The following is a 26,700-nucleotide window of genomic DNA, read 5'->3' on the forward strand; positions in this document are numbered from 1 at the left end:
CTTTTACGGGGAAAGGAAGGCCAAGAACGCCGCCGGGAACGGCAAAGGGCCGGCCCCGAAGGCAAACCCGGAACCGGCCCCTGCTCGAACGCGACGGAGACCCTAGAGGTCGACCTCCTGCATCAGCATGCCGACCTCGGTGTTCGACAGGCGGCGCAGCCAGCCCGACTTCTGGTCGCCGAGGGTGATCGGCCCGAAGGCGACGCGCACCAGCTTGTCGACCGGGAAGCCGGCCTCCGCCAGCATCCGGCGCACGATGTGCTTGCGCCCCTCGTGCAGGGTCACCTCGACGAGGTAGTTCTTGCCGGTCTGCTCGACGACCCGGAAGTGGTCCGCGCGCGCGTACCCGTCCTCCAGCTGGATGCCGTCCTTGAGGCGCTTGCCCAGGTCGCGCGGGATCGGGCCCACGATGTGCGCGAGGTAGACCTTCTTCACGCCGTACTTGGGGTGGGTCAGCCGGTGCGCGAGCTCACCGTGGTTGGTGAGCAGGATGACGCCCTCGGTCTCCGTGTCGAGCCGTCCGACGTGGAAGAGCCGCGTCTCGCGGTTGGTCACGTAGTCGCCGAGGCACTGACGGCCCTCGTTGTCCTCCATCGTGGACACGACACCGGCCGGCTTGTTCAACGAGAAGAACTGGTACGACTGCGTCGCGACCGTCAGCCCGTCGACCTTGACCTCGTCCTTCTCCGGGTCGACGCGCTTGCCCTGCTCCAGGACGATCTCGCCGTTGACCTCGACGCGCGCCTGCTCGATCAGCTCCTCGCAGGCCCGCCGGGAACCGTAGCCCGCGCGCGCGAGGATCTTCTGCAGCCGCTCGCCCTCCTGCTCGGCGCCCGGGAAGGTCTTGGGCGGCTTGACGTCCTTCTTGCCCGCGTACCGCTCCCGGTTGCGCTCCTCGGCCCGCGCGTCGTACTCACGCGAGGTCGCCGGGGCCCACCGGCCGCGACCGCTGTTCGGGGACTGCTTGGGGCCGCCCTTGGCACCGCCGCGGGCCGCGCTGCCACGCCCGGACTTCGGTCCTTCGTGGGTGGCGCCGGGGCCCACGTCGTAGCGGCGCTCCTCGGGACGGGGCTTGCCCTCGCGCTTCGGCCTGTCGTCGCGCCCTCCCCCGCCCTTCGGCTGGGAGCCGCTTCCACCGGTCCCGCGGGGGTTGCCGCCCCCACCGCTTCCCCGGGGGTTGCCGCGCCCGTTGTTCCTGCCACTGCCGCTGCCACTGCTTCGCATCAAAGTTCCGTCGTCGTCGTGTCGTCTGCATCTGCATCCGGTGCATCCGGATCGAACGACGGGACCCCTTCCAGCGTCTCGGCCTCGATCGCCTCCGCCTCCGGGAGGAAGGGCGCGAGCTCCGGGAGCTCGTCCAGGCCGCGCAGGCCCATCCGCTCCAGAAAGTAGTTCGTCGTCCTGTACAGGATCGCACCTGTTTCGGGTTCCGCGCCCGCCTCCTCTACCAGACCGCGCTGGAGGAGGGTGCGCATGACCCCGTCGCAGTTGACTCCTCGTACGGCCGAGACCCTGCTCCGGCTCACCGGCTGCCGGTACGCGACCACGGCCAGCGTCTCCAGCGCGGCCTGGGTGAGCCGGGCCTGCTGCCCGTCGAGCACGAACCGCTCGACGGCGGCGGCGTACTCGGGCCGGGTGTAGTACCGCCACCCGCCGGCGATCAGCCGCAGCTCGAAGCCGCGCCCCTGCGCGGCGTACTCGTCGGCCAGGTCCCTGAGCGCCTTGGCGATCTGCCGCTTCGGCCGCTCCAGGATCTTGCTCAGGTGCTCCACCGTCGCGGGCTCGTCCACGACCATGAGGACGGCCTCCAGCGCGGGCTTGAGGTCGAGGTCGGCGACGGTACGCGGCCCCGTGGGCGTCTCGGTTCTCTCCTCGCTCACGCCTTCTCCTCCTTGGGCCGCTCCGGCGGCTCGGGCGGCCGGTCGAACTCGTCGGTGACCACGGGCTCCGTGTCCCCGTCCCCACCGGTCCAGCGCACGGTCAGATCACCGAGCGCGGTCTCCTGGTCGAGGGTCACGGCCTTCTCGCGATAGAGCTCCAGCAGCGCGAGGAACCGGGCCACGACGGTCAGCGTGTCGTCGGTGTCCTCGACGAGCACCCGGAAGGACGCCTCCCCGAGCTCCCGCAGCCGCGCGACGACGATCTGGGCCTGCTCCTGCACGCTGACGAGGGGCGCGTGAATGTGATCGACGTAGACCTGGGGCTTCGGCTTCGGCTGCATCGCCTTCACCGCGAGCTTGGCGAACCCTTCCGCCCCGATGCTGATGACCACCTCGGGCAACAGCGCGGCATGCTGCGGCTCCAGCCCGACGGTCCGCGGATACCGCCGCGCCTCCTCGTCCAGCCGCCGGTTGAAGATCTCCGCGATCTGTTTGTACGCGCGGTACTGGAGCAGCCGGGCGAACAGCAGATCCCGAGCTTCGAGGAGGGCGAGGTCGCCCTCGTCCTCGACCTCGGCGGAGGGCAGCAGCCGCGCGGCCTTCAGATCCAGCAGCGTCGCGGCCACGACGAGAAACTCGGTCGTCTCGTCGAGGTCCCAGTCCGGCCCCATCGCCCGGATGTGCGCCATGAACTCGTCGGTCACCTTGGACAGCGCGACCTCGGTGACGTCCAGCTTGTGCTTCGAGATCAGCTGGAGCAGCAGATCGAAGGGCCCCTCGAAGTTGGAGAGCCGGACTTTGAAAACCCCGCCGTCGGCGTCTTCGGCTTCGGCCTGCCCCGAGCCGTCCGGCACACCTTCGGCTTCGGCTTCGGCTTCGGCTTCGGCTTCGGCCGGAACGACAGCGGACGGCTCCTCGTCGCCCCCGCGGGCGTCATGGGCAGGCGTTCCGCAGGGCGGAACCGGTGGGCGCAACGCCCCACCGGCATCGACCGAAGCACGCTCCTCAGCCGGAGACTCACCCTCGACCGACTCGACCGGCTCGACCGGCGGAGCCGACGGCCCTCTCCCCAGCGCACGCCGACGACCGCCCGAACCGCCGGAGGCCGCCGCAGAGGAGTCATACGAGGTCATAACCCCCGCAGGCTACCTCTACCGCCCACGAAGCCGTCGTACGAGGATGCTCGCGTCCCCTCGGGACTCCAGATCCGCCAGCACCACGGCGACAGCCTCCCGCACGATCCGCCCACGGTCGACGGCCAGCCCGTGCTCCCCACGCAGTACCAGCCGCGCGTGTTCGAGGTCCATGAGTTCCTCGGCGGAGACGTACACGGTGATCTTCTCGTCGTGCCGCTCCCGCCCACTGGGCCGACGCCCGGAACCCCGCCCCCGCTTGCGCGGTGCGGCGGCAGAACCTTCCTGCGGCTTGGGCTGACGCCCGGCGGCGGCGGCCCGCTCGGCGCCTGCCGCGGCGGAGCGACTGCGCGGCTGTTCGCCGTCGGACTCGGCGTCCGCGGCCACATGCTCGGACCCCTCGCCGTCACCGCCCTGCACGGGCACGGACGTCGGCGCGTCCTCCGCGCCCACGGCCCCGTCGCTGTCCCCCGCGGGAGCGGGCACACGGGCTTCTCCGTTCGGCCCCCGCCGGGGAGTGGACGGCTGCAGCGCCATTCCCCCTGTCGTACGGAAGAGTTCGTCGGCCCCCGGCAGACTCACTCGGCGTGACACCGGGCGAGCACCTCCCTGGCGAGCTGGCGGTAGGCGGCTGCGCCGACGGAGTTGGAGGCGTACGTGGTGATCGGCTCACCGGCGACCGTGGTCTCCGGGAAGCGGACCGTGCGCCCGATGACCGTGTGGTAGACGTGCTCGTCGAAGGCCTCGACGACCCGCGCGAGGACCTCACGGCTGTGCACGGTTCGCGAGTCGTACATCGTGGCGAGGATGCCGTCGAGCTCCAGGTCGGGGTTGAGCCGCTCCTGGACCTTCTCGATGGTCTCCGTCAGCAGCGCGACACCGCGCAGGGCGAAGAACTCGCACTCCAGCGGCACTATGACCTTGTGGGCGGCCGTCAGGGCGTTCACGGTGAGCAGACCCAGCGAGGGCTGACAGTCGATCACGATGTAGTCGTAGTCGGCCAGCAGCGGCTTGAGTGCCCGCTGCAGCGTGGACTCGCGCGCGACCTCGGAGACCAGCTGGACCTCGGCCGCCGACAGGTCGATGTTGCTCGGCAGCAGGTCCATGTTGGGGACCGCGGTCTTCAGCAGGACCTCGTCGGCCGACATGCCCCGCTCCATGAGCAGGTTGTAGACCGTGAGGTCGAGCTCCATCGGGTTCACGCCGAGGCCGACCGAGAGGGCGCCCTGCGGGTCGAAGTCGACGAGCAGGACCCGGCGGCCGTACTCCGCGAGCGCGGCACCCAGGTTGATGGTCGACGTCGTCTTGCCGACGCCGCCCTTCTGGTTGCACATCGCGATGATCTTCGCGGGGCCGTGGTCGGTCAGCGGGCCCGGGATCGGGAAGTACGGCAGCGGGCGACCGGTGGGACCGATGCGCTCACGGCGCTGGCGGGCCGCGTCGGGCGCGAGCGTGGCCGCGTACTCCGGATCGGGCTCGTACTCGGCGTCGGGGTCGTAGAAGTGCCCGTCGGGCAGCTCGTCGTAGTCGGCGAAGTGGTTGTGGACCCCGCCACTTCCGTCGCCGGCCATGGCGTTCACGTGTAGGCCATCCATGCTCTGGAGTGCTGTCGGAGTTGCCTGCGGACTCTGGTGGGCTGCGAAGGTGCGGACAGCGACGGAGCCGACAGCCGCGAACCCCGTGGGCCCCGAGACCGGCGCAGGCATTCCTGGTTGACCACCCCCGGGAGTAAATGTCGACTCATTCACAAGTCGTCTTACCTCCTTGGTGACCAGGAAACTTCTAGATAGGTCAGCGTGGCACCATGCCGACAGCTGGCGACTCTATGGCGTGTCGGCGGTCCGCAGCAACACAATCCGCCGGACCCGGCCCGATGTGTCGGCAATGAAACATGCGGCTGTCAAGGGCGTAGGGCCGTCGCACGGCAGGTTTCACCGGTGCGCGAAACATACGAACGGTTACGTTCGAGGCGAGTTGCGCGTGTGTCGCAAAGTGACCATACACACATCCGGCCGGACCTTGTCGGGCAAGATCCGGCCGGGAAGGTGCTGTTGACGACCTGTGTTGACGTATCGCCTTTTACCGAAAGGTGACTTAAAGCAGCCGGTCAGCAGCTGGCCGGCGGCCGGTCGGCGGCTTTCCCGACGGCTGGTCAGCCGAGCAGCGACGCCAGGTCGACGTGCTCCAGGCCGTGCGCCTCGGCGACCTCACGGTAAACGACCCGGCCGTCATGGGTGTTGAGCCCCCTGGCCAGCGCCGGGTCGCGCCGCGACGCCTCGACCCAGCCGCGGTCGGCGAGTTCCACGATGTACGGCAGCGTCGCGTTGGTCAGCGCGTAGGTGGAGGTGTTGGGCACCGCGCCGGGCATGTTGGCGACGCAGTAGAAGACCGACTCGTGGACCGGGAAGGTCGGCTCGGCGTGGGTGGTGGGCCGGGAGTCCTCGAAGCAGCCGCCCTGATCGATCGCGATGTCGACAAGGACACTTCCCGGCTTCATCCGCGACACGAGCTCGTTGGTGACCAGCTTCGGGGCCTTGGCGCCCGGGATGAGGACGGCGCCGATGACGAGGTCGGCCTCCAGACACGCCTTCTCCAGCTCGAAGGCGTTGGAGACGACGGTCTGGATCTTCGTGCCGAAGACTTTGTCGGCTTCCTTGAGCTTGTTGATGTCCTTGTCGAGCAGGGTCACGTGGAAGCCCATGCCGATGGCGATCTGCGCGGCGTTCCAGCCCGACACGCCACCGCCGATGACGACGGCCCGGCCGGCCAGCACCCCCGGCACACCGCCGGGAAGCACACCGCGACCGCCGTTGGCCCGCATCAGGTGGTAGGCGCCGACCTGCGGAGCGAGCCGCCCCGCCACCTCGGACATCGGCGCGAGCAGCGGCAGCGCGCGGTTGGGCAGCTCGACGGTCTCGTACGCGATCGCGGTCGTGCCCGACTCGACGAGGGCGTCGGTGCACTCCTTGGAGGCGGCCAGATGGAGATAGGTGAAGAGCGTCTGGTCCTTGCGGAGGCGGTGGTACTCCTCGGCGATGGGCTCCTTGACCTTGAGCAGCAGGTCGGCGACGGCCCAGACCTCGTCGGCCGTGGCCAGGATCTCGGCGCCGGCGGCGATGTACTCCAGGTCCGGGATCGACGATCCGACACCGGCGCCCTGCTCGATGACGACCTGGTGGCCGTGGCGCACCAGCTCGTGCACGCCGGCGGGGGTGATGGCCACCCGGAACTCGTTGTTCTTGACCTCGCGGGGGATGCCGACCTTCACGTCGATCACGGTCCTTGGCTCGGAGGGTTGTGGGGCTCGCGCACACGGGCGGGACATGCCCCCACCATGCAGGGCATACCCGTACGCATCGGAGCGCACCGGGAGACACCGCAGGAGAACCGGCGGCGCAGCCAGTCTAATGAAGGCATCCCCGCTGTCTAGCCTTTCAATGCATCAATCTTTCGCGGATGCACTACGGATTTCGCAGGCGTTAGCCCCGTGTTCCGGCTCGATCTCATGGATTTCGGGGTCCGGGGCCCCGTCGCGCAGCAGCCGCTCGGCGGCCGCCCGGTGCAGCCGCGCCGCCGCCGGGTCGCCGAGCCGCTCCAGGGTGTCGGCGATCCGGAGCTGGATCGCGGCCTGCAGCCGGGTGTCGTCGGCACGCCGGGCCCACTCGGCCGCTTCCTGACAGGTCCGCAGCGCCTCCTCGGGCCGTCCCGCGTACTCCTGGACCCGCGCCATCTCGCTCAACGCCCTTGCCTGGCCGCCCACATCGCCGAGACGGCGATGGCCGGTGAGCGCCGAGCTCCAGTTGCGCAGCGCCTCGCCGTAGCGGCCCGCGTAGGTGTGCGCGGCGGCGATCCGGCCGTACAGCCGGACGGCGTCCTCGCGCTCGTCCCGGGCGAGCCGCTGGGCGAGCGCCCTGCCGTACCAGTCGGCGGCCCGTTCGTAGTCCTCCAGCTCCTGGTGGGCGCCGCCTACGGATTCCATCGCGCGGCCGGTCGCGTACGGGTCGTTCGCCCGCCGTCCGGCGTCGAGCGCGGCCCGGTAGCGGGCCAGCGCCGCCTTCGTACGGCCGGTCCGGGCGTCCAGGTCGCCGAGGTTCAGCAGGGCCGCCGCCTGCTCGCGGGGCAGGTCGCGGCGCTCGGCGACATCGAGGACGAGTCCGTGGACGTCGTACAGGTCGGGGGCCGCGGCCTGGGTGCCGAAGTGCGCCACCATGGCCCGGACCAGCTGGGACATCAGCCGTCGGGCGAGGGTGTCCAGCTCCCCGTCGGCGACCGCGTGCCGGACCGCGGCCAGCAGCGCGGGCCGACGCACGCGCAGCCACTCCTCGGCGGCCCGGGGGGTCGGGAACCGCAGCGCCTTGGGCATCGCCAGGAGTTTCTCGCGGGCCGTCGGGCTGTCGGTCTCGGTGATGGCCCGGCAGGACTGCAGCAGCCGTACCGACCGCTCCAGCATCCGCGCCCGGGCCAGCTGCAGCTCACCCGGCCGCTCCTGGCTCTCGGCGAGGGACCACAGCAGCGGCTGGAGGCAGCCGGGGACCTCGTACTGCGGCAGCGGCGACTCGACCTCGTGCAGGAACCCCAGGGCCACGAGGTCGTCCAGCGTGGTGCGGGCCGAGCCGACCGAGCAGCCGGCGAGCCCGGAGGCGATGTGCGGGTCGACCAGACCCGCCGGGGCGAGCGCGAGGAGGCGCAGCATCCGGGCGGCGCCGGTCGGCAGCGAGGCATGGGACAGCTTGAAGACCCGGGCGAGCGGCGGGCTGTCGTCGTCCTCGGCACGCAGCTGTTTGGCCAGGTCGGAGACGGCGACGGCGGGCCGGGCGGCCAGCCAGCCCCCGGCGAGCCGCAGCGCGGCGGGCTGGGCCCCGCACACCTCGGCGAGCCCTTCCGCCGAGCGCGGGTCCACGGTGATGCGCACCGAGCCGCTGAAGCGTTCCAGCAGCTCCACGGCGGACTTGGTGTCCAGTCCGCCCAGGGTGCACGGGCGGACGTCGGAGATGCCCGTCAGCGGCCCCTCGGAAACTGCCACGACGAGGGAGTCGGGGGTGTCCGGCAACAGTGCGTCGACCTGCTCGGCATCGGCCGCGTCGTCCAGCAGGAGGACCACCCGGCGGTCGGCCAGCGCCTCGCGCAACGCCTCACTGAGGTCGTCCTCGTCGGCCCCCGCCGGCGCCGGCAGCCCCAGCTCCCCGAGCAGTTCCCGTGCCGCGCGTTCGGCCGGCACCCGGGTGCCGTCGGGCTCGGTGAGCCGGGTCCGCAGCACACCATCGGGGTAACCGTCGGTAACCTGCCGGACGAGTTCCTCGGCGAGCGCGGTACGGCCGAAGCCGGGCCGGCCCGCGATGAGCAGCACGCGCGCGTGGGGCGCCTTGCGGCCCGCGAGGGTGTTGAGCCCGGCCCGGCCGATGTCGGCCCGCAGTTCCTTCAACTCTCTTGTCCGGCCGAGGAACTGACTGTCCGTGGGGGCGGCCTCGACAGCCGGGGGCCGCCCTGTTCCGGACACCCGGGCACCCCCGAGGTCCACCGCCTGATCCGCCACGGGCCACACTCCCGTCCCACCGCACGAGCAAGCCCGCCGGGACTCCGGTTCGGGCGTTTCCCGAGCCTAGTTCACGCTCTGCGACGATCTGGGCGGAGCACGGCGGGCAGGTCGCTCGATCGGATCAAACGATCGTAGGACTGGTGGTGTGAGGCTGCCGTGAGGAGGGCGTCAGGACTCGAACGGCCGCGCAGGCCACGGTGCCCCGGCCGGACGCAGCGCGTCCACGCCGTCCCCGCTCCTCGCCGCCACCAGCGAAAGCACCCCCACCACCAGGCAGTTGTTGTGCAGCTCCCCGGCGAGAACCCCTCGTACCAGCTCGTCCAGAGACACCCGGGCCACCTCCATGTCGGCCTCCTCGTCCTCCACCACGAACCGCTGCCCGTCGGCCTCGGAGAGGTTCTGGGCCAGGAAGATCCGCACGGCCTCGTCGCAGCCACCGGGCGTGGTGTAGACGTCGGTCAGCACCCGCCAGTCCTCCGCCTTGACGTGCGCCTCCTCGTACAGCTCGCGCTGGGCGGCGTGCAGCGGATTCTCCCCCGGCACGTCGAGCAGGCCCGCCGGGATCTCCCACAGCTTCTCGCGGACGGGGTGGCGGTACTGCCGGATGACCAGGACCCGGTCCTGGTCGTCCACGGCGAGGACGGCGACCGAGCCGGGGTGCACCTGGTAGTCGCGGCGGACGACCGACCCGTCGGGCATCACCACGTCGTCCGTGCGCACGGAGGTCTTCTTGCCGACGAACGGCGTCTCACTCGCCCGGACCTCCCACTCCTCGGCGGTGTCCTTGATCGTCATGTCGACTCGTCCTCCCACACGTGCAACAAAGAAACCGGGGCACACATCCCGAAAGACGCGCACCCCGGTCACCGTACAGCTCTCGTGTCGCTCGGTTTTACTTACCGGTCTTGCGCTCCACCGCGGCCTTCACCAGCCCCGCGAACAGCGGGTGCGGCCGGGTCGGCCGGGAGCGCAGCTCGGGGTGCGCCTGGGTCGCGACCAGGTACGGGTGGACCTCACGGGGGTACTCGACGTACTCGACGAGCTTGCCGTCGGGCGAGGTACCCGTGAACTGCAGACCGGCCTTCTTCTCCAGTTCCCCGCGGTAGGCGTTGTTCACCTCGTAGCGGTGGCGGTGGCGCTCCTCGACGTACTCCTTGCCGTCGTACACCTCGCGCACGATCGAACCCTCGGCGAGCTTCGCCGGGTACATGCCCAGCCGCATCGTGCCGCCCATGTCGCCCTCACCGGCGACGATGTCGAGCTGCTCGGCCATGGTGGAGATGACCGGGTGGGCGGTCGCGGAGTCGAACTCGGTGGAGTTGGCGTCGGGGATGTCGGCCAGGTTCCGCGCGGCCTCGATCACGATGCACTGCAGGCCGAGGCAGAGGCCGAGCAGCGGGATCTTGTTCTCGCGGGCGTACCGGATGGCGCCGACCTTGCCGGAGACGCCCCGGTCGCCGAAGCCGCCGGGGATGCAGATGGCGTCGACGTCGGCGAGCTGGGCCGCGGCGCCGGCCGGGGTCCTGCAGTCGTCCGAGGTGACCCACTTGATCTTCACGCGGGCCTTGTTGGCGAAGCCGCCCGCGCGCAGGGCCTCGGTGACCGACAGATAGGCGTCGGGCAGGTCGATGTACTTGCCGACGAGCGCCAGGTTGATCTCGTGGAGCGGGTTGTGGACGCGGTCGAGCAGGTCGTCCCAGGTCGTCCAGTCCACGTCGCGGAACGGCAGGTCCAGCTTGCGGACGACATAGGCGTCCAGGCCCTCGCCGTGCACGGTCTTCGGGATGTCGTAGATCGAGCGGGCGTCGGGACAGGCGACCACGGCGGCCTCGTCGACGTCGCACATCAGGGAGATCTTGCGCTTGATCGCGGCGGGCACCTCGCGGTCACAGCGCAGCACGATCGCATCTGGCTGAATACCGATGTTACGCAGAGCCGCAACCGAGTGCTGGGTCGGCTTCGTCTTCAGCTCTCCCGACGGCCCGATGTACGGCAGGAGCGAGATGTGGACGACGAAGACGTTGTCGCGGCCGACCTCGTGACGGACCTGGCGGACGGTCTCCAGGAACGGCAGCGACTCGATGTCGCCGACCGTGCCGCCGACCTCCGTGATGACGACGTCGACCTCGTCGGAGGCCATGCGCCGGATGCGGTGCTTGATCTCGTTGGTGATGTGCGGGATGACCTGCACGGTGTCGCCCAGGTACTCGCCGCGCCGCTCCTTGGCGATGACCGTGTTGTAGACCTGGCCGGTGGTGACGTTGGCCGAGCCGTCCAGGTCGCGGTCGAGGAAGCGCTCGTAGTGGCCGATGTCCAGGTCGGTCTCGGCGCCGTCGTTGGTGACGAACACCTCACCGTGCTGGAAGGGGTTCATCGTGCCGGGGTCGACGTTCAGGTAGGGGTCGAGCTTCTGCATCACGACGCGCAGGCCACGGGCCTTGAGCAGCATGCCGAGGCTGGAGGCGGTCAGACCCTTGCCGAGCGAGGAGGCGACACCCCCGGTGACGAAGATGTGCTTGGTCGTCGTGTTTCGAAAAGCAGCGGGCGGCATGGCCAAGAGGGGGCTCCCGTGGTCGCGGTTCGGTGTGCGGGTCGGCCGCCGCCCGATCTCATCCGTCGGGGGTGCCTTCGCTGCGGTTCGGGGGTCCCTCTTACGAATTTTCGACGTGGGGCGCCCACCGGTCCACGGGCTACCAGGGTATCAGCGACAGGACACGATCGCTTCCGGCCACGCTCCGCGCACGGGCCGACACGGAGCTCGTACGACAGTCGGCGAATCTCGGTCGGCCTTCACCCTTGGCTCACCCGTTCGGCCCACTCGCGTTGCCTGGAGCGGCACGCGGAGCCCTCCGGTGCGTCGTATCCTCTTCGGACACTCGCTGCCGAGCGCGGCCGGCGCGACGGCACCACCCCCGCCCGTCTCCGGCAATCACAAGAGCTTGTCAGTCCGTTGAGCAACGATCGCCTCATTTGCGTTGAGGATCGTTGAGCGACATCGCATGACACCGTCCCTTGGATCACTCTGGAAACATGGTTCCTTTGTCGTTCCCTTGGGTCCCTTGACCGCACACCGCACAGCGACCGCCCCTCGGGGGGCGACGACGTGGCCGTTCGACTGGAGTTGCACGTGGCCGGGCGCATCGAAGACTACGCACTCATCGGAGACATGCAGACCGCAGCGCTGGTCTGCCGGGACGGCACGGTCGATTGGCTGTGCCTGCCCCGCTTCGACTCCCACGCCGTCTTCGCGGGACTGCTCGGCACCGAGGAACACGGGTTCTGGAGACTGGGCCCCGCGCACGCGGCGGACGCCGAGCCGCCGACGGCATCCCGCCGCCGGTACCGCGGCGACTCGCTGATCCTGGAATCCGAGTGGGACACCTCACGCGGCACGGTCCGTGTGACGGACTTCATGCCGCCCCGTGACGGCGCCCCTCAGCTGATCCGGATCGTGGAGGGCGTCAGCGGCCGGGTGCCGATGCGCTCGGCGCTGCGCATGCGGTTCTCGTACGGCCGTGTGGTGCCCTGGGTGCACAAGCACGAGGGGCGCACGGTGGCCGTCGCCGGGCCGGACTCGGTGTGGTTCGACACCGAGTGCGAGACGTACGGCAAGGCGCTGACCACGTACGCCGACTTCACGGTGACGCCGGGCGACCGGATCGCGTTCACGATCTCCTGGGAGCCCTCGCACAAGCAGCCCCCGCCGCTGCCGGAGCCCGAGCCGTCGCTGCAGGCCACCGAGGAGTTCTGGCACGACTGGGTGGAGCAGTGCACGTACCACGGCCCGTACCGCGAGGCCGTGATCCGCTCGCTGATCACCCTCAAGGCCCTGACCTACGCCCCGACCGGCGGCATCGTGGCCGCGCCGACCACGTCGCTCCCCGAGCACATCGGCGGCGTCCGCAACTGGGACTACCGCTACACCTGGCTGCGCGACGCGGCCATCACCCTCTCCTCGCTGCTGCGCACCGGCTACCGCGACGAGGCCCGCGCCTGGCGCGAGTGGCTGCTCAGGGCCGTCGCCGGCGACCCGGAGAACCTGCAGATCATGTACGGCATCGCCGGTGAGCGGGAGCTGGGCGAGGCCGAACTGGAGTGGCTGCCCGGGTACGAGAACTCGGGCCCGGTCCGGGTCGGCAACGGCGCCGCGCACCAGCTCCAGCTGGACGTCTACGGCGAGGTCACCGAGGCCCTGCACCTGGCCCACATGACGGGCCTGGCCCGCAACGACTACGCCTCCCTCCTCCAGCTGAAGCTGATCCGCTACCTGGAGGACCACTGGGACGAGCCGGACGAGGGCATCTGGGAGGTGCGCGGTCCGCGCCGCCACTTCGTGCACTCCAAGGTCATGGCCTGGGTCGCCGTGGACCGCACGATCAAGCTCATCGAGTCCGGCGACGCGGACGGCCCGCTGGAGAAGTGGCGCGAGCTGCGCGACGACATCCACCGGGACGTGTGTGAGAAGGGTTACGACAAGGAGCGCAACACCTTCACACAGTCGTACGGCTCGAAGGAGCTGGACGCCTCGCTGCTGCTGATCCCGCAGATGGGCTTCCTGCCGCCGGACGACAAGCGGGTCATCGGCACCATCGAGGCGATCCAGCGCGAGCTGTCGACCCCGGACGGCTTCATCCTGCGCTACCCGACCTCCGGCGAGGACGAGGGCGTGGACGGCCTGCCGGGCGACGAGGGCGCGTTCCTCGCCTGCTCGTTCTGGATGGCCGACGACCTGGCGATGATCGGCCGGGTGGACGAGGCCCGCAAGCTCTTCGAGAAGCTGCTCTCCCTCCGCAACGACCTGGGACTCCTCGCCGAGGAGTGGGACCCGGTGCTGAAGCGCCAGGTCGGCAACTTCCCGCAGGCGTTCAGTCACGTGCCCCTCATCGACACGGCCCTGCGGCTGACCGCCTCGGGGGCGTACGGCGGCTGAGCGCGCCCCCGAATCCGCCGCGCACGGCGGCGGATCGGGGCGTGGGCAGGCGCGCGCGGCAAGCGCTTGCGCCTGCCGATACGGATACTCGCGCCCGCCGGGCGCGGGTGTTCGCGCCCCCGGGCGCGGGTGCTGACGCCCTTCCTCGCGAACAGGACCGATCCACCGCCGCCGCCTAGCCTGGAAGTAGTCCTGTCCCCTGGCCGAAAGGGGGCGGCTCGCCATGGCTCCCCTCTCGAAGGCGCACGCGGCCCTCGCCGCACTGCGCGAGGATCTGACCGGTGACGTGTTCGCACCGGGGGATTCGGGCTACGACGGCGCCCGCACGGTCTTCAACGCCATGATCGACCGGCGCCCGGCCGTGATCGCACAGTGCGCGGACGAGACCGATGTCGTCCGTTCGGTGCGCTTCGCCCGCGACCTCGACCTGCCGATCGCGGTGCGCGGCGGCGGCCACAGCGTGGCCGGAATGGCACTGAACGACAACGGCCTCGTCATCGACCTGCGCCGGATGCACGGCGTCACGGTCCATCCCGGGTCCAAGAGCGTCCGGGTCGAGGGCGGCGCCACCATGAGCCATCTCGACCGCGCCACCGAGCCCCACCGGCTCGCGACCACCGGCGGCCGGGCGTCGACCACGGGCGTGGGCGGCTTCGTCCTCGGCGGCGGCAGCGGCTGGCTGGACCGCACCTTCGGCCTCGCCGTCGACAATCTGCTCGGCGTCGAACTGGTGACCGCCGACGGCCACCTGGTCCGGGCGAGCGCCGAGGAGAACCCGGACCTGTTCTGGGCGCTGCACGGCGGCGGCGGGAACTTCGGTGTCGCCACCGCCCTCACCCTCCGCCTGCACGAGCTGCCCGCGTTCGCCATCGCCCTGCTGCTCTACCTTCCGGAACACGGCCCCGACGTGATCCGCGTGTACCGCGAGGTCATCGAGACCGGCCCACCGGAGGCTAGCGGCGGTGTCCTCTATCTCACCGGCCCACCCGAGGAGTTCGTCCCCGAGCATCTGGTGGGCAGACTCGTGTGCGCCGTCCTCCTGACGTACGCGGGCACCGAGGACGACATGCGCAAGATCGCCCAGCCGCTGTTGGCGATGCCGCACGAGGCCGAGGTGGTCGGCGCGATGCCGTACGCGGACGTGCAGTGCATGATCGACGATCCGCCGGGCATGCGGAACTACTGGTCGGCGGAGTACCTGACCGGTCTGCCGGACGAGTTGGTGGACGTCCTGGGCACCCGTGCCTGGACGATGCCCGTGCCGACCGGCACCCAGCACGTGCTCTTCCCGCTGGGCGGCGCGATCACCGAGGGCCCCGACCAGTACCCGGTGCCGTACCGGGACTCCCCCTGGGTCGTGCACCCCTTCGGTGTCTGGGAGGACCCCGCGGACGACGAGCGGTGCGTCCGGTGGGTACGCGACGTCCGCGCCGACGTACGGCCGTGGAGCACCGGCGCGGTCTACCTGAACTTCGTCGGCGACGAAGGCGCCGACCGGGTGGTGGCCGGCCTCGGTGTCGACAACTACCGGCGGCTGACCGCGATGAAGACCCGGTACGACCCCGACAACGTCTTCCGCTACAACCACAACATCCCGCCGGCCTGACGACCCGGTACCGTCCGCTCCATGGACACCCGTGACAGCCGCGAACCAGGTGACGGCCGTGAGGCGCAGGGCGGCATCACCGTGCGGCGGGCGCTGGAGCTGCCGGGGCTGCGGGGCGGGCTGCCGGAGGTCCTGGCCGGCGCCGACCGGCTGCACCGGACCGTGCGCTGGGTGCACGCGGGCGAGGTCCCGAACATCGCCTCGCTCCTCAAGGGCGGCGAACTGCTGCTGACCACCGGGTACGGGCTCGGCACCCGCCCCGCCGACCAGCGCGCGTTCGTCCGGACCCTCGCCGAGCGTGGCATCTCGGCCCTCGTGATCGAACTGGGCCCGCGCTTCACCCGGCTTCCGTCAGCCCTCGTCGAGACGGCGCGCTCGGCCGGTCTCCCCCTCGTCCAACTGCACCGCGAGGTGGCCTTCGTGACCGTCACCGAGGAGATCCACACCGAGATCGTCAACGGCCACTACGCGCTCCTCCAGCAGGCCGAGGAGGTCCACCGGCGCTGCACCGAGGCCCTGCTCGGCGGTGGCGGGGTCCCCCAGGTCCTCGGCATCCTGGCCGACTTCAGCGGCAACCCGGTCTTCCTGGAGACCGCCGACGGACAGCTCCTGTACGCCGCCGGGAGCGGCCCGGCCGCCACCGATCCGCTCCAGGTGTGGGAGGGGCTGCGCGACCGGCACCAGGACGAGCCGCCGGCCGGGACGGCCATCGTCGACGTACCGGGCGGCGGTCCGGGCACCGGTGCGGTACGGGCCCGTCTGGTCCTGCTCCCCGTCGTCGCCCCCTTGGCTCCCGTGCACCGGATGGCAGCCGAGCGCGCGGCGGGCGTCCTCGCCGTCGTCCTGATGCAGGCCCGGCAGGAGGAGGAGCTGGCGGCACGCGGACGCGGCGACTTCCTCACCGACCTCGCCGAGGGCCGCGTCCGGGCCGAGGACGCCCCCGCGCAGGCCCGCGTCCTCGGCTTCAAGCCGGGCGGCGGCCCCCTGCTCCCCGTGGTGATGGGGCTCGCCGAAGGCCTGTCCCCCGAGGGGGGAGGCTGGGCCGTGCTCGCCCGCGCGGTGGCCGAGGAGCTGGCCTCCGTGGGCGTGCCCGTCCTGCTCGGCGTACGCCCCGTCGAGGGCCGCGTCCCGCTGCTGCTGGGCCTGCGCGCGGAGTCGGAGCGCCCGGCGGCGGCCGACAAGGTCGCGGCGGCGCTGCGGGCGGGTGCGGAGCGTGCCGGGATGCGGCGGCCGGGTGGGCGGCCGCCCGTGGTGGTCGTGGCCGCGCCCGGCGGGTGGGCGGCCGCCTCGGCGGGCCTGAGACACGCCGCTGAGGCGGCGACGGCCGCGCAGGGCCTGGCCGACCGCCCCTGGTACGACGCCCGGCGTCTCGACATCGACCTGCTGCTGTGGCGGCTGCGCGACCACCCCGATCTGGCCGCCTTCGTGGACCGCGCGATCGGTCCCCTCCGTGACCACGACGACCGCGCCAAGCCCCCGCTGCTGCCCACGCTGGAGACCTATCTGGCCCACGCCGGCCGCAAGGCGGAGACCGCCCGCGAACTGCATCTCAATCGCCAGACCCTCTACAACCGCCTCGCCCGCATCGGCGAACTGCTCGGCACCGACCTGGACGACCCTCAGGCGGTCCTGGCCCTGAGCCTGGCACTCCGGGCCCGCAGACACGTCGTCTGAGGCCGGGCCGCCGCAGGACCCGTCAGGTGAGAGGCCTCAACCGCGTCAACTCGTCGTAGACGCTGAGCACCTGGGCCACCGTCTCGTCCTCGGTCGGCCAGGTGGCGGCCTGCCGGGTGCCCCGTTCCCTCAGCGCCTCACGGAGGGCGGGGTCGTCGAGGAGGCGTACGACGGCCATGGCGAGCGCCTCGGCGTCGCCGTACGGGACGAGTTCGGCGCCGTCGCCCACCAGGTCGGGCAACGAACCGACGGCGGCCGCGACGAGCGGCACACGCGCGTGGAGCGCCTCCTGGGCGAGGACCGAGCGGGCCTCCGGGCCGCCGGGCAGCAGCGCGAGATCGGCGGCCGCGATCAGCTCGGAGACGTCGTCGCGCCGCCCGACGAGCCGGACGGGCAGTTCCTCGTCCTCGATGCGCCGCTGGAGTACGCCCCGCAGCGGCCCCTCGCCCGCGACGACGAGCAGCGGCGCCGGGTCGAGGCCGCGCCACGACCGGGCGGCGTCGAGCAGCGTGTCGTACCCCCGGTGGCGGTCGAGCGTGCCGACCGTCATCAGCAACGGGCGTGCCGTGGCGCCGAGTTCGGCCCGGACCTTGGAGGCGGGCCGGTCCGGGTCGGCTCCGGGGTCGGCCCGGCGCGGCACGGGCAGCGCGACGGCGGCGAGCCGGGCGTCGCGCGCGCCCCGGCGGCGGGCCCGGTCGACCAGGTCGGAGGAGCTGCCGAGGACCACGGCGGCGGCCTTGGCGACCCGCCGCTCCAGCAGCCGCAGCAGATGCGCCCGCGCCCCCTCCGCGTACGAACGTGTGTGCCAGGTGACGACGAGGGGGGTGGTGCGCCGGCCGAGCGCGAGGGTGGCGCGGAAGCCGGCGTGCAGTCCGTGCGCGTGCACCAGGTCGGCGTCCGCGCAGGCGCTGCGCAGGCTGGCCACCGAGGCCGGGTCGCTGCTGCGGGGCACGTGGACGTGGTGGGCGCCGACGCCGGTGAAGTCGTACACCCCGTCGGTCTCGCCGGGGGCGCACACGGTGACCCGCACGCCCCGGGCGACCAGACCCGAGGCCAGCGACCGCACATGCGCGCTGCTCACCGCGCTGCCGCCGCCGAGCACTTGTACGGTCCGCAGCGGCGACTGGCCGGGGGGTGAGTGGCTGCTCACGTGGCTCACGTGGCCGAGGCTCCTGGTTCGGGGTCGGACGGTCACGAAGAAACGTGCAGAAGGATCCCGCGGCGGGGGTGGACCACCCGAAGCGCTACCGCGCGATCCACGCGGCACATCCTGCTACGTCGTTTCCTGTTCAAGGATGCCAGGCCGCAAGGGTGTTCCGGGACAGCCGGACGGGGCGAGTGCCGGAGGGCCGGGCAACCCCGGCCCCAGGGTCACCCACACGGGTGAACACCCGCACGGGGTTGCCCCTCTGTACGACTCCCGTCCCGCTCCTTCCCGCCGTGTTTCCCCGCCATATTCCCCGCCGTGTTCATCGCCGTGTTCACTCACAGCCGACGAAGACAGCGGTCCCGGCACCGCCCTACGCGTCCGCGCGGGCCGCCGCGAGCAGTTCCTCCGCGTGTGCCCGTGCCGTCTCGGAGTCCTCCTGGCCGGCGAGCATGCGCGACAGCTCGCGCACCCGGTCCTCGCCCTCCAGGATCTTCACACCGGACCGGGTCACCGAACCGTCGTTGGTCTTCTCCACCAGCAACTGCCGGTCGGCGAAGGCGGCCACCTGGGGCAGATGGGTGACCACCACGACCTGGGCCGACCTGGCGAGCCGGGCGAGCCGCCGGCCGATCTCGACCGCGGCCTTGCCGCCGACTCCGGCGTCGACCTCGTCGAAGAGATACGTCGGCACGGGGTCCGTCCCCGCGAACACCACCTCGACGGCCAGCATCACCCGCGACAGCTCACCGCCGGACGCGCCCTTGGCGATGGGCCGGGGCGGCGCCCCCGGGTGCGGGGCGAGCAGCAGTTCGACCTCGTCGACACCGGACGGGCCGTACGCGACCGTGCGTCCGTCCACCTCGACGCCCTCGGGATCGTCGGTCCGCCGGATCTCGAACGACACGCGCGCGTGCGGCATGGCGAGCGAGGCCAGCTCGGCGGTGACGGCGGCGGCGAACCGCTCGGCGGCCTCCGCCCGGGCATCGGTCAGCGCCTGCGCGAGGCCGCCCAGTTCGGCTCGCAGCGCGTCCCGCTCGGCGGTCAGCTCGTCGATCCTCTCGTCGTCGCCGTCGAGTTCGGTGAGCCGCTGGGCACCCTGCTCGGCCCAGGAGAGCACGGAGGCGATGTCCACGCCGTACTTCCGGGTGAGCGCGGTGAGCGCGGCCCGCCGCTCCTCGACGGCAGCCAGCCGCAGCGGATCGGCGTCCAGGTCGTCGGCGTATCCCGCCAGTTCCCCCGCCACATCGCCCAGCAGGATCCCGATCTCCCCGATCCGCTCGGCGAGCGCGGCCAGCGCCGGGTCGTGCGACCGCACGGCCTCCAGCGCCCGGTGTGCGCCCGCGACGAGCGTCGTGGCGTCCACGCCCTCCGGGTCCTCGGGATTGCCCGCGAGCGCGGCGTGCGCGGCCGTGGCGGCGGACGCAAGCGCCTCCGCGTGGCCGAGCCGCTCGGCCTCCTCGGCCAGCTCCACGTCCTCGTCGGCCCGCGGCTCGACGCCGGCGATCTCGTCGAGCCCGTACCGCAGCATGTCGGCTTCCTGGGCCCGCTCACGCGCGCGCGTGACGATCTCGTCGAGTTCGGTGGCCACGGCCCGCAGCCGCCGGTAGGCCTCGCCGTACTTGGTGAGCGGCACGGCCACCGCGTCGCCCGCGTACCGGTCGAGCGCCGCCCGCTGCCGGGACAGCTTCAGCAGCCCCTGCTGGTCGGTCTGCCCGTGCACGGCGACCAGTTCGTCGGCCAGCTCCGCGAGCACGCCCACGGGGACGGAACGCCCGCCCAGGTGGGCCCGCGACCGTCCCTCGGCGGAGACGGTCCGGCTGATCAGCAGCGCCCCGTCGTCGAGTTCGGCCCCGGCCTCCTCGGCCCGGACGATCGCCGACGCGCCCTCGGGCACGGCGATCCGGCCCTCCACGACGGCGTTCTTCGCGCCGATCCGCACGAGCGCCGGGTCCGCCCGCCCGCCGAGCAGCAGGCCGAGGCTGGTGACCACCATGGTCTTGCCCGCGCCCGTCTCACCCGTCACGGCGGTGAAGCCGGGCGACAACTCGACGACAGCGTCGTCGATGACTCCGAGCGACCGTATCCGCATCTCCTCCAACACGGACACGACCTTACGAGGTCGAGGAGGGCGACCGCGACGCCCCCCGTCCCCCATGTCACTCCCGGGAGGTACAGCGCGCCCTTTCAGGGGCGCGGGGAACCGCGCGAGCGACCACAGCCGACCCGCGGCGATGACGGTCCCCCGCCGTGCCCCGCCTCGCGCTAGTGCCGGGCCCCCCGCCACCCGGAAACAGGCAGAGCGAACTTCGCCACGAGCCGGTCCGTGAACGACGCGTGATGCAACCGCGCCAGCCGCACCGGCACCGCCCCCCGCCGGACCTCGACCCGGGCCCCCGGCGGCAGCTCGACGGTCCGCCGCCCGTCACACCACAGAACCCCCGGCGGGATGTGCGGCAGCACCTCCACCGCCAGCACCGAATTCGGCGACGTCACCAACGGCTTCGCGAACAGCGCGTGCGCGCTGATGGGCACCATCAGCAACGCCTCGACCTCGGGCCACACCACGGGCCCACCCGCCGAGAACGCGTACGCCGTGGACCCGGTCGGAGTCGACAGGACGATTCCGTCACACCCGAACCCGGTCACCGGCCGGCCGTCGATCTCCAGAACGACCTCGAGCAGCTTCTCGGCACCGGCCTTCTGCACGGCGGCCTCGTTCAGCGCCCAGTCCGTGTGGACGATGTTTCCGTTCTGGTGCACGACGACATCGACGGTCATCCGCTCCTCGACCTCGTACGACCTGGTCACCACCCGGTCGACAACCTTGTCGAGGTCGTCCCGCTCGGCCTCCGCGAGGAAGCCGACGCTGCCGAGGTTGACGCCCAGCATCGGCACCCCGGAGGCGCGGGCGAACTCGGCGCCGCGCAGCAGCGTGCCGTCACCGCCGAGGACGATGAGCAGCTCGCACCCGTCGAGGCACTGCGGGGTGGCCTCCTTGACGAGTTCCACCTCCTCCGGCAGCGGGATGTCCTCGGCCTCGTACTCCAGGACACGCACGACGATGCCGTGGTGCAGCAGCCCCTTGACGACGAGTTCGGCACTGCGGATGGCCGCCGGCCGCCCGGTGTGGGTGAGCAGGAAAACAGTTCGAGATCGGTCCTGAGTCAACGCGGCCCCTCCGCCACTGCTCGGTCGACGTCGGCCGGGTCCAACGCGGGTGCCCCGGCTCGCAACCACAGAAAGTACTCGACATTGCCCGAGGGTCCGGGCAGCGGACTGGCCGTCACACCCTTCACCCCGAGCCCCAGCTCCCCGGCCCGCCGGGCCACCCCGCGCACCGCCTCGGCGCGCAGCTCCGGACTCCGTACGACTCCCCCACTGCCCAGCCGCTCCTTACCCACCTCGAACTGTGGCTTGACCATCATCACCAGATCGGCGTCCGGCTTCACGCACCGCACCAGGGCGGGCAGCACCAGGCCGAGCGGGATGAAGGACAGATCCCCCACGACAAGATCCACAGGCTCCCCATCGATCGCTTCGAGCGTCAACTCGCGTACGTTCGTACGGTCCTTGACGGTGACGCGTTCATCACTCCTGAGAGTCCAGGCGAGTTGTCCGTATCCGACGTCCACGGCCACGACGTGCGCGGCCCCGGCCCGCAGCAGCACGTCGGTGAATCCGCCGGTGGAGGCGCCGGCGTCCAGGGCCCGCCGCCCTTGTACGGCCAGCCCCTGCGGGACGAAGGCCTCCAGGGCGCCGGCGAGCTTGTGGCCGCCTCTGGACACGTACTCCGGGTCGCCGTCGTCGGTCGCCACCACGATCGCGGCGGCGGTCTCCACCTGTGTGGCGGACTTGGTCGCGACGTTCTTGCCGACGGTGACCCGCCCGGCGGCGATCAGCTGGCTCGCGTGCTCACGCGAGCGCGCTAGCTTCCGCCGGACCAGTTCGGCGTCCAGACGGCGGCGTGCGACTCCTGCCACGGGGTTTAGCTCCTGCTCTAGTACGGCCGAGGGGGCGCCGGAGGTCCCGGGCGGGCGTCGAGCGCGGTGAGCGCGTCGCGCAGCCCCCGGTGTACATCCTCGTACACCTCCACATGGCCGTCGGTGGCGAGGTGGTCGGCGTCGGCCAGCCGGTCGAGGGTGGCGTCCACCTCGGGGTGGCCGGTGGCGGTGCGGGGCACGTTCAGCGGGGCCGGCCCGGCCTCCGCCTCCGGAACCACTGCTTCCACCCCGGCCTCGACCTCGGGCAAAGAGTCGCTCATGCCCAGACGCTACCGCGAAGCTCTGGGGTACCGTCGATCGCGATGGCAACGATTGAGGAGTGCCGCGCCGCGCTCGAAAAGCTCTCGGACAACATGGCAGGCGCCGATGGACACGTGCGCGAGGCGACGGCCCTCGACCGCTCGGTGAGCTGCCACATCAAGGACCTCGACGTCTCCTTCATGGGCCGGATGCGCGAGGGCCGCATCGAGGTGCGCGACACCCTTCAGGGGCCGCCGCCGGAGAAGGCCCAGATCCGGCTCGCCATGACCGGCGACGATCTGGTGGCCCTCGTCGCCGGCGAACTGAACTTCGCCAAGGCCTGGGGTTCGGGCCGGGTGAAGCTGGAGGCGGGCTTCCGGGATCTGCTCCAGCTCAGGAAGCTTCTGTAGCGGCCACCTTCTCGATTCCGGTCCGCGCCCTGCGCGCCGCCGGCACCACCAGCGGCGTCCCCGTCTCCGGGTCGTCGATCACCTGGCAGCGCAGCCCGAAGACCTCTTCGACCAGCTCGGCCGTGACGATCTCGGAGGGGGCGCCCTCGGCGATCACCGAGCCGTCTCGCAGGGCGATGAGATGGGTGGCGTAGCGGGCGGCGTGGTTGAGGTCGTGCAACACCGCGACGAGCGTGCGGCCCTGCTCCTCGTGCAGCTCGGCGCACAGGTCGAGCACGTCGATCTGGTGCTGGATGTCCAGGAAGGTGGTCGGCTCGTCGAGCAGCAGCAGCGGGGTCTGCTGGGCGAGTGCCATGGCGATCCAGACACGCTGGCGCTGACCGCCGGACAGCTCGTCGACATAGCGGTCGGCCAGCTCGGCGACCCCGGTCGACTCCATCGACTCCCGGACGATCCGCTCGTCCTCGGTGGACCACTGCCGCAGCAGCCCCTGGTGCGGGTACCGGCCGCGGCCCACGAGGTCGCCGACGGTGATCCCGTCGGGCGCGATCGACGACTGCGGCAGCAGGCCGAGGGTCCGGGCGACCTTCTTGGCGGGCATCGACTGGATGACCTGCCCGTCGAGCAGCACCCGCCCCTGTGACGGCTTCAGCATCCGTGAGAGGGCACGCAGCAGAGTGGACTTGCCGCAGGCGTTGGGGCCGACGATCACGGTGAACGAGCTGTCGGGGATCTCCACCGACAGCTGCTCGGCGATGACCCGCTGGTCATAGGCGAGGGTGACGTTCTCGGCGGACAGGCGGTTCACGGTGCTCCTCTTGTCGTTCTCGTTCGCCGACGCGCTCATATCCGCCCGGCCTTGCGCTCGGTGACCAGCAGCCACAGCAGATAGACACCGCCGAGTACGCCGGTGACCACGCCGACGGGCAACTGGTCGGCCCCGAACGCCCGCTGCGAGGCCCAGTCGGCGACGATCAGCAGGGTCGCGCCCATGCACATCGCGGGCACCAGGTTCGGGCCCGGGGAGCGGGTCAGCCGCTTGGCGAGCTGGGGCGCGGTGAGGGCGACGAAGCCGACCGGCCCGGCGGCAGCGGTGGCCCCGGCGGTGAGCAGCACGGCCGACACCATCAGCAGCAGCCGGACGCGCTCGACGCTCACCCCGAGGGCGTACGACACGTCGTCGCCCATCTCCGTCATCCGCAGCCCGCGCGCGTTGCCCAGCACCAGCGGCACGAGGATCGCGCACATGATCAGCAGCGGCCAGACCTGGGCCCAGTCACGGCCGTTGAGGGAGCCGGTCATCCACACGACCGCGCGGGCCGCGTCGACCAGGTCCGCCTTGGTGATCAGATAGCCGTTGACCGCCGTGACGATCGCCGAGACGCCGATGCCGACCAGCACGAGCCGATAGCCGTGCACGCCCCTCTTCCAGGCCAGCACATAGATCGCCAGGCCGGTGACCAGACCGCCGACGAGCGCCCCGAGGGCCACCTGGTTCGCGCTGCCGGAGAACAGCACGATGACGACCAGTGCGCCGGCGGTGGCGCCCTGCGAGAGGCCGAGCACGTCCGGACTGCCCAGCGGATTGCGGGAGATGGACTGGAACAGCGCCCCGCCGAGGCCGAGCGAGGCCCCGACAAGGAGCCCGACCAGAACTCTTGGCAGCCGCAGTTCGTTGACGATGAACTCCTGGCCCGCGTCGCCGTTGCCGAGCAGCGTCTTCAGGACGTCGCCGGCCGGGATGGGGAAGTCTCCGGTCCCGATCAGTACGACACTCGCGGTCAGCGCCGCCACCAGCAGCAGGACGACGACGGTGAACGCCCGTACGTCCAGCCGGACGGACAGCCCACCGGGCGTGCGGACCGCGCGAGTGCGGTCGGCGGGCTTGCTCATGACCTGCGTCTTCACAGCTGCGCCGTCCTCCGCAGTCGTACGAGAAAGATGAAGACCGGCCCGCCGAGGATCGCGGTGACGATGCCGACCTGGAGCTCCGCGGGCCGTACCACCATGCGGCCGATGACGTCGGCGCCGAGCAGCAGCACGGGCGACAGGACGGTCGCGTACGGCAGGATCCAGCGCAGGTCGGGCCCGGTGAAGGACCGCACGGCATGCGGGACCATCAGCCCCACGAAGACGATCGGCCCGCAGGCGGCGGTCGCGGCACCGCACAGCACGGTGGCGGCGGCCATGGAGAGCGCCCGGGTGCGGTTGAGGCCGGCGCCGAGCGCGCGGGCGGTGTCGTCGCCCATGGCCATCGCGTTCAGCGGCCGGGCGAGCAGCAGCGCGATGACCGTGCCGACGGCCAGGAACGGCAGTACCTGGGTGATGGTCTCGTCGGTCGCCGAGGCCAGCGAACCGACCGTCCAGAAACGCATCTTGGAGAGCGCCGCGTCATCCATGATCATCACGGCCTGCAGATAGCCGTAGAGGGCGGCGCTGATGGCCGTGCCCGCGAGGGCGAGACGCACCGGCGTCGCACCCCGGCTGCCCCCGAGGAACCAGACCAGCGCCCCGACCATGGCGGCACCGGCGAACGCGAACCACACGTACCCGGCCAGCGAGGTGACGCCGAAGTAGGTGATGGCGGTGACGACCGCGGCGGACGCGCCCGCGTTGATGCCCAGCAGCCCTGGGTCGGCCAGCGGGTTCCGGGTGAGCGCCTGGAGCACGGCACCGGCGAGCCCGAGCGCGGCCCCCGCGAGCAGTCCGAGGAGGGTGCGCGAGATCCGCTCCCCGACGACGGCGTCGCCGTAGGTCCCCGTGTCCTCGAACAGACCGTGCCAGACCTGCTCCGGAGACAGTTCTTTCGCGCCGATCGCGATACTCGCCAGGGCGACCAGGACGAGAAGGACGAGGGACACGAGGAGCCCGACGGCTCGTATCGCCCGGCGGTTCGGGGGCGCGGGGGCGGTCTCCGCGCTCGGTTCAGGAGGACTGTCGACCAACACCCGGTTAGGTTAGCCTATCCTCTTCTTTTGCTCGATCGTGTCCACGAACACCGCACAGACGTACGGGCCGTACGGGTGGAAGCCCCGCTCGCACAGACCACGGCCGCCGCACCGGCCCCCGGGAAGCCCGAGGGCCCAAAAGACCCGGCCGCTCACAACCCCAGCCGGGCCAGCGCCTTCCCCCCGTCCAGCTCGCACACGCCCGCCCCGGCAGCCGTCCAGGCCGCCGCGCACAGCGCCCGCAGTCCGTCCAGGGCCTCGCCCTCGCCGACCAGTTCCAGCCGTTCCGCCCCTGCCGTCGCCGTCCAGCCGCCGCAGCGGAAGCCCGCGCCCGCCTCGACGACCTCCGGCTGCCCGGTGAGCATGCCCCGCAGATCGGCGTCGACATACGTCGGCCGGTGCTGCGGGGGCGCGGCCAGCAGCTGCGCGCCGTCGGTCACGCCGGTCAGTACGAGCAGCGAGTCGACCTCGCCGTTGAACGCGCCCTCGATGTCCGTGTCCAGCCGGTCCCCGACCACCAACGGCCGCTCGGCACCCGTCCGCAGGATCGTCTCGCGGTGCATCGGCGGCAGCGGCTTGCCCGCCACCTGCGGCTCGGCCCCGGTCGCGATCCGGACGACCTGCACCGCCGCCCCGTTGCCGGGAGCGATGCCCCGCGCGCTGGGAATCGTCAGGTCGGTGTTGGACGCGAACCATGGCACCCCGCGCGCGATGGCATAGCTGGCCTCCGCGAACCGCGCCCAGGGCAGCTCGGGACCGCCGTACCCCTGCACCACGGCCGCCGGGTCGTCGTCCGCCGACTCGACCGGCTCGAGCCCCCGCTCGCGCAGCGCCACCCGCAGCCCCTCACCGCCGATGACCAGCACGCGCGCGCCGGCGGGCAGCTGCTCGCTGATCAGCCGGGCCACGGCCTGCGCCGAGGTGATGACATCACCGGCCTCGGTCGGTATCCCGAGCTCGGTGAGATGGGCGGCCACCGTGTCGGGCGTACGCAGCGCGTTGTTCGTGACGTACGCGAGGTGCATACCGCCCGCCCGCGCCGTACTCAGGGACTCCACCGCGTACGCGATCGCGCTGCCGCCCGCGTACACCACCCCGTCCAGATCGAGCAGCGCCGTGTCGTACGCCTCGCTCAGGGCCTGCCCACTGCCGTCGGGCCGCGTCCTGACTGCCTGGCTCATTACACTCGCTC

Annotated in this window: 22 protein-coding genes; 4 read left to right on the forward strand and 18 right to left on the reverse strand. The window is 71.6% G+C overall.

The window, feature by feature from the left end:
• Positions 1 to 102: 102 nt before the first annotated feature.
• The 9 genes from OG272_RS10420 to OG272_RS10460 all read right to left on the reverse strand — a co-directional run bounded on the left by OG272_RS10420 (position 103) and on the right by OG272_RS10460 (position 11,100).
• Positions 103 to 1,224, reverse strand: coding sequence for a pseudouridine synthase (locus OG272_RS10420; protein ID WP_326583815.1), 1,122 nt, complete (start codon positions 1,222 to 1,224; stop codon positions 103 to 105).
• Positions 1,224 to 1,880, reverse strand: coding sequence for an SMC-Scp complex subunit ScpB (scpB, locus tag OG272_RS10425; RefSeq protein WP_326583814.1), 657 nt, complete (start codon positions 1,878 to 1,880; stop codon positions 1,224 to 1,226). Before scpB ends, OG272_RS10420 begins: the two co-directional genes overlap by 1 nt.
• Positions 1,877 to 3,013, reverse strand: a complete 1,137-nt coding sequence (locus tag OG272_RS10430; RefSeq protein ID WP_326583813.1) for a segregation/condensation protein A — start codon at positions 3,011 to 3,013, stop codon at positions 1,877 to 1,879. The genes scpB and OG272_RS10430 overlap by 4 nt, the downstream gene beginning before the upstream one ends.
• Before the next feature lie 18 nt (positions 3,014 to 3,031).
• The gene (locus OG272_RS10435; protein WP_326583812.1) at positions 3,032 to 3,607 is read right to left on the reverse strand and encodes a hypothetical protein; all 576 of its coding nucleotides are present in this window, start codon (positions 3,605 to 3,607) and stop codon (positions 3,032 to 3,034) included.
• Positions 3,592 to 4,719, reverse strand: coding sequence for a ParA family protein (locus tag OG272_RS10440; RefSeq protein WP_326583811.1), 1,128 nt, complete (start codon positions 4,717 to 4,719; stop codon positions 3,592 to 3,594). Before OG272_RS10440 ends, OG272_RS10435 begins: the two co-directional genes overlap by 16 nt.
• A gap of 446 nt (positions 4,720 to 5,165) precedes the next feature.
• Positions 5,166 to 6,290: an alanine dehydrogenase gene (gene ald, locus OG272_RS10445; RefSeq protein WP_326583810.1), complete on the reverse strand. Its 1,125-nt coding sequence runs from the start codon at positions 6,288 to 6,290 to the stop codon at positions 5,166 to 5,168.
• A gap of 165 nt (positions 6,291 to 6,455) precedes the next feature.
• The gene (locus tag OG272_RS10450) at positions 6,456 to 8,546 is read right to left on the reverse strand and encodes a tetratricopeptide repeat protein (protein WP_326583809.1); all 2,091 of its coding nucleotides are present in this window, start codon (positions 8,544 to 8,546) and stop codon (positions 6,456 to 6,458) included.
• Positions 8,547 to 8,717: 171 nt separating this feature from the next.
• Entirely contained in the window at positions 8,718 to 9,344 is a 627-nt protein-coding gene (locus OG272_RS10455; protein ID WP_327730389.1) for an NUDIX hydrolase, read from the reverse strand.
• 97 nt (positions 9,345 to 9,441) lie between these two features.
• Positions 9,442 to 11,100 carry a CTP synthase gene (locus tag OG272_RS10460; protein ID WP_326585888.1) on the reverse strand — a complete coding sequence of 553 codons (1,659 nt, stop codon included), beginning with the start codon at positions 11,098 to 11,100 and terminating at the stop codon, positions 9,442 to 9,444.
• Between the two features lie 576 nt (positions 11,101 to 11,676).
• Here OG272_RS10460 and OG272_RS10465 point away from each other — a divergent pair.
• The 3 genes from OG272_RS10465 (at position 11,677) to OG272_RS10475 (ending at position 16,759) form a co-directional block, all read left to right on the forward strand.
• A complete protein-coding gene (locus OG272_RS10465; RefSeq protein WP_326585887.1) occupies positions 11,677 to 13,479 on the forward strand; it encodes a glycoside hydrolase family 15 protein in 1,803 nt (600 codons plus the stop codon).
• A gap of 223 nt (positions 13,480 to 13,702) precedes the next feature.
• Positions 13,703 to 15,085: an FAD-binding oxidoreductase gene (locus OG272_RS10470; protein WP_405893133.1), complete on the forward strand. Its 1,383-nt coding sequence runs from the start codon at positions 13,703 to 13,705 to the stop codon at positions 15,083 to 15,085.
• Positions 15,086 to 15,106: 21 nt separating this feature from the next.
• The gene (locus tag OG272_RS10475) at positions 15,107 to 16,759 is read left to right on the forward strand and encodes a PucR family transcriptional regulator (protein ID WP_405893134.1); all 1,653 of its coding nucleotides are present in this window, start codon (positions 15,107 to 15,109) and stop codon (positions 16,757 to 16,759) included.
• Between the two features lie 22 nt (positions 16,760 to 16,781).
• Here OG272_RS10475 and OG272_RS10480 read toward each other — a convergent pair whose 3' ends face one another.
• The 5 genes from OG272_RS10480 to OG272_RS10500 form a co-directional block, all read right to left on the reverse strand.
• Positions 16,782 to 17,918: a glycosyltransferase family 4 protein gene (locus tag OG272_RS10480; protein WP_327730387.1), complete on the reverse strand. Its 1,137-nt coding sequence runs from the start codon at positions 17,916 to 17,918 to the stop codon at positions 16,782 to 16,784.
• A gap of 361 nt (positions 17,919 to 18,279) precedes the next feature.
• The gene (gene recN / locus OG272_RS10485) at positions 18,280 to 19,998 is read right to left on the reverse strand and encodes a DNA repair protein RecN (RefSeq protein WP_326585886.1); all 1,719 of its coding nucleotides are present in this window, start codon (positions 19,996 to 19,998) and stop codon (positions 18,280 to 18,282) included.
• 173 nt (positions 19,999 to 20,171) lie between these two features.
• On the reverse strand, positions 20,172 to 21,077 hold the full coding sequence (locus tag OG272_RS10490) for an NAD kinase (protein ID WP_060885261.1): 906 nt from the start codon (positions 21,075 to 21,077) through the stop codon (positions 20,172 to 20,174).
• Positions 21,074 to 21,889 carry a TlyA family RNA methyltransferase gene (locus OG272_RS10495; protein WP_326583804.1) on the reverse strand — a complete coding sequence of 272 codons (816 nt, stop codon included), beginning with the start codon at positions 21,887 to 21,889 and terminating at the stop codon, positions 21,074 to 21,076. Before OG272_RS10495 ends, OG272_RS10490 begins: the two co-directional genes overlap by 4 nt.
• 17 nt (positions 21,890 to 21,906) lie before the next feature.
• Positions 21,907 to 22,170 (reverse strand): hypothetical protein, encoded by a 264-nt coding sequence (locus tag OG272_RS10500; RefSeq protein WP_326583803.1) that lies wholly within the window; start codon positions 22,168 to 22,170, stop codon positions 21,907 to 21,909.
• Between the two features lie 42 nt (positions 22,171 to 22,212).
• On the opposite strand from OG272_RS10500, the gene OG272_RS10505 reads away from it, so the two are divergent.
• Positions 22,213 to 22,560 (forward strand): SCP2 sterol-binding domain-containing protein, encoded by a 348-nt coding sequence (locus tag OG272_RS10505; RefSeq protein WP_326583802.1) that lies wholly within the window; start codon positions 22,213 to 22,215, stop codon positions 22,558 to 22,560.
• On the opposite strand, the gene OG272_RS10510 is transcribed toward OG272_RS10505, so the two are convergent.
• The 4 genes from OG272_RS10510 to OG272_RS10525 form a co-directional block, all read right to left on the reverse strand.
• A complete protein-coding gene (locus OG272_RS10510; RefSeq protein ID WP_326583801.1) occupies positions 22,544 to 23,407 on the reverse strand; it encodes an ABC transporter ATP-binding protein in 864 nt (287 codons plus the stop codon). The genes OG272_RS10505 and OG272_RS10510 overlap by 17 nt on opposite strands.
• Positions 23,404 to 24,453, reverse strand: a complete 1,050-nt coding sequence (locus OG272_RS10515) for an iron chelate uptake ABC transporter family permease subunit (RefSeq protein ID WP_326585885.1) — start codon at positions 24,451 to 24,453, stop codon at positions 23,404 to 23,406. Before OG272_RS10515 ends, OG272_RS10510 begins: the two co-directional genes overlap by 4 nt.
• Before the next feature lie 11 nt (positions 24,454 to 24,464).
• On the reverse strand, positions 24,465 to 25,508 hold the full coding sequence (locus OG272_RS10520) for a FecCD family ABC transporter permease (protein WP_405893135.1): 1,044 nt from the start codon (positions 25,506 to 25,508) through the stop codon (positions 24,465 to 24,467).
• Positions 25,509 to 25,660: 152 nt separating this feature from the next.
• Positions 25,661 to 26,689 (reverse strand): HAD hydrolase-like protein, encoded by a 1,029-nt coding sequence (locus tag OG272_RS10525; protein WP_327730384.1) that lies wholly within the window; start codon positions 26,687 to 26,689, stop codon positions 25,661 to 25,663.
• Positions 26,690 to 26,700 lie beyond the last annotated feature (11 nt).

This window comes from Streptomyces sp. NBC_00104 (genome assembly GCF_045160825.1).
Lineage (GTDB): Bacteria > Actinomycetota > Actinomycetes > Streptomycetales > Streptomycetaceae > Streptomyces.